At 69.9% G+C, this 3,244-nt stretch carries 1 protein-coding gene and 2 pseudogenes; all 3 read right to left on the bottom strand.

Annotated features, from left to right (window positions below; translation table 11 throughout):
• Positions 1-1,209: pseudogene (locus AC27IQ_RS21095) on the bottom strand (DesA family fatty acid desaturase); the annotation flags it as partial.
• Positions 1,210-1,346: 137 nt separating this feature from the next.
• Entirely contained in the window at positions 1,347-2,669 is a 1,323-nt protein-coding gene (locus AC27IQ_RS21090; protein WP_487090661.1) for an RsmB/NOP family class I SAM-dependent RNA methyltransferase, read from the bottom strand.
• A gap of 52 nt (positions 2,670-2,721) precedes the next feature.
• A pseudogene (locus tag AC27IQ_RS21085) lies at positions 2,722-3,244 on the bottom strand (peptidase M48); the annotation flags it as partial.

Below are 3,244 nucleotides of genomic sequence, written 5' to 3'. Positions count from 1 at the left end.
TGCGCCGCGCGCAGCCGCAGCGAAAACTCGCGCAGGGCCGCCACGCCGCTTTCCTCGGCGCGGTGGGCACCAGGCCTGCAGGTCGGCCGTGAGCTGCTCGCGCGACTGCGACGTGTTCAGCCACAGCTGGCGCAGTTCTTCGCGCATGGTCATCATCTTGTCGAGCACCGGATGGGCAGCGCGGGCCTGGGCCAGGTGCGGCTTGGCGCGGGCGGGCACCTTCTCGGCATCGCGGTGGGCCCAGCGGCGGGCGGCGCGCAGCACGGAGACGTCGGCCTTGCGGGCCTTGAGTGCCACCAGCTCCTCGCGGCAGGCCTGGCGCACGCCACGGGCGTAGCCGGCCATCACTTCGTAGCGGTTGGCGATCAGCGCCTCCAGCGTGTGCTCGTCGGCCACCGGCTTCACGGCGCCCAGGCGAAGCTTGGGCGGCACCTTCTTGACGGTGGCCCAGCCGACGGCGCGCATCAGGGAGATGTACATCCAGCCGATGTCGAATTCATAGGGCTTGACCGAGAACTTGGCCGCGGTCGGATAGGTGTGGTGGTTGTTGTGCAGTTCTTCGCCGCCGATCACCACGCCCCAGGGCACGAGGTTGGTGCTGGCGTCCTGCGCCTCGAAGTTGCGGTAGCCCCAGAAGTGGCCGATGCCATTGACCACGCCGGCCGCCCAGAAGGGAATCCACAGCATCTGCACGGCCCACACCGTGGCGCCCAGGCCGCCGAACAGCACCAGGTTGATGATGAGCATGAGGCCCACGCCCTGCCAGGCGAACCGGCTGTACACGTTGCGCTCCACCCAGTCGTCGGGCGTGCCGTGGCCGAACTTGCGCACCGTCTCGGCATTGTTCGCCTCGGCACGGTACAGCTCGGCGCCGCGCCACATCACGGTGTCCAGGCCCCGGGTCTGCGGGCTGTGGGGGTCTTCCTCGGTCTCGCACTTGGCGTGGTGCTTGCGGTGGATGGCCACCCACTCGCGGGTCACCATGCCGGTGCCCAGCCACAGCCAGAAGCGGAAGAAGTGCGAGGGCACCGGGCCCAGCTCCACCGAGCGGTGCGCCTGCGCGCGGTGCAAAAAGATGGTCACCGCCGCGATGGTGATGTGCGTGGTGAACAGCGTGTACAGCACCACCTGCCACCACGACAGGTTCCACAGGCCGTGGCCCAGCCAGTCGATGGCGGCGTTCAGAACAGCCCAGTCGGGTAACAGCATAGGGAGCCTTCGCTAGCGAACAAGATGAAATCGCGGCCCGTTCAGGGCAGCTGAATGATTTTAGGGGGCGATGCAGGCACGATGCCGCGCATACCCGCAACACCGCCGGTGTCTTGCGGGGGTGTGCGGCACGGCTTTCAGGGCTTGCGCGTCCACACGGCGGCAAAAAAACCGTCGGTCTGGTGCAGATGGGGCCAAAGGCGCAGATAACCAGTGCGCGATTCCCCGCCGCTGCACAGCGCGCCGGCCTGCTCCACCTTGAGCTGGGTGAGCAGCTCGCCTGCATCGGCCGGCACGAAGTCGGGGTGCGCGGCACCGAAGGCCTCCGCGATGGCCTCGTTCTCCTCGGGCAGCACGCTGCAGGTGGCGTACACCAGCCGGCCACCCGGCTTGAGCAGGCGCGCGGCGCTGGCGAGGATGGCCGTCTGCTTGGCCACCAGTTCCTGCACCGCCTGGGGGCTCTGGCGCCACTTCAGGTCGGGGTTGCGGCGCAGCGTGCCCAGGCCGGAGCACGGCGCATCCACCAGCACGCGGTCGATCTTGCCGGCCAGGCGCTTGATGCGATCGTCGCGCTCGTGCGCGATGGCGGCGGGGTGCACGTTCGACAGGCCGCTGCGGGCCAACCGGGGCTTGAGCGCGTCGAGCCGGTGGGCCGACACGTCGAAGGCATAGAGGCGCCCGGTGTTGCGCATGGCCGCGCCGATGGCCAGCGTCTTGCCGCCGGCACCCGCGCAAAAGTCGACCACCATCTCGCCGCGCTTGGCATCGAGCAGCAGCGCGAGCAACTGCGAGCCTTCGTCCTGCACCTCGACGGCGCCGCGCGTGAAGGCATCGAGCTTGGCGAGCGCGGGCTTGCCGTCCACGCGCAGGCCCCAGGGGGAGTACGGGGTGGGCTGCGCCGGAATGCCGGCCTTGGCCAGTTCCTTTTGCACATCGGCCCGCTTTTCCTGCAGCGCGTTCACGCGCAGATCGAGCGGCGCGCTCTGCGACAGGCTGTCCACCAGGGGCCAGAAGCCATCGCCCAGCTGGCTCTTGAGCGGCGCCACCAGCCATTCGGGCAGGTTGTGGCGGTGGCGGTCCATGAGGTCGTCCGCCGGCACGGCATCGCACTGGTCGAGCCAGTTCTTTTCCTGATCGTTCAGGGCGCCGCGCAGGAAGTCGCGCGCACCGGAGGCATTGCCTGCGCCTGCGCGGCGGGCCTGCTCGTCCTGGCTGTGCGCGAAGCCCAGGATGGCCAGGCGCCGCTCCTTGGGACCGCTGCCCGAACGGGCGAGCTGCTCGAACAGCAGCTTCTTGCGCAGCACCGTGTAGGCGGTCTCGGCGAGCGTGGCGCGCTCGCGCGGGCCGAGGGAGCGGTTGTCACGGAAAAAACGGGACACCACCGCGTCGGCGGGGTGTTCGAGGGTCAAGGTCAGCCTGACGAGTTCAGCGCAGGCGTCCAGAAGGGCTTTGGGGTGCATCGCCCGATTGTCCCACTGGCGCCACCCCGGCCCGCCGGGGCCCTCGCCGGTGCTATCTCGACAGCACCGGCGCGAAGGCCGAGCGCTCGATCTCCTGCAGCGTGGGCGACTCCCCCGCCCACAGCACGAGCGCGGGTCCGGGCAGGCTGAGGTTTCGCTCCAGCCAGCGGCACAGCCGGTAGCGGTCCTCATCGTCCATGGCCGGCAGGAGCACGAAGACGAGGTAGGCCCGCCGCTGCGGAAACTCCCGCAGGGCCTTGCACACGATCCAGCATTTCGCCACCGGGCGGCAGCGGGCCAGTTCGGACTGCACCTCGCTCAGTTCGAACGGCGAGAGATCGTGCCGCGCCACCCGGCTGAAGTACGGCGGGGTGGACAGCTCCTCCCACGCCCGCTCCTCGGCCTCGCCCGCCTGGCGCAGCCGCTCACGCCAGTGCTTGAGGCCCTTGGCGTCGTATTCCAGGCCCGGCCGCGTCGTCTCCAGTTCGGCGACGGCGGCATTGGCCGCCCACCAGCGCCGGGCCGGCGCCGCATCCCACAGCCGCGCCAGAACGGCCAGGCGGGCCTCCCGGTCG

It is taken from the genome of Acidovorax sp. KPB24-07 (genome assembly GCF_057543315.1).
Note: the sequence above shows the minus strand (reverse complement) of the source record. Positions and strands in the feature narration are given on the sequence as shown.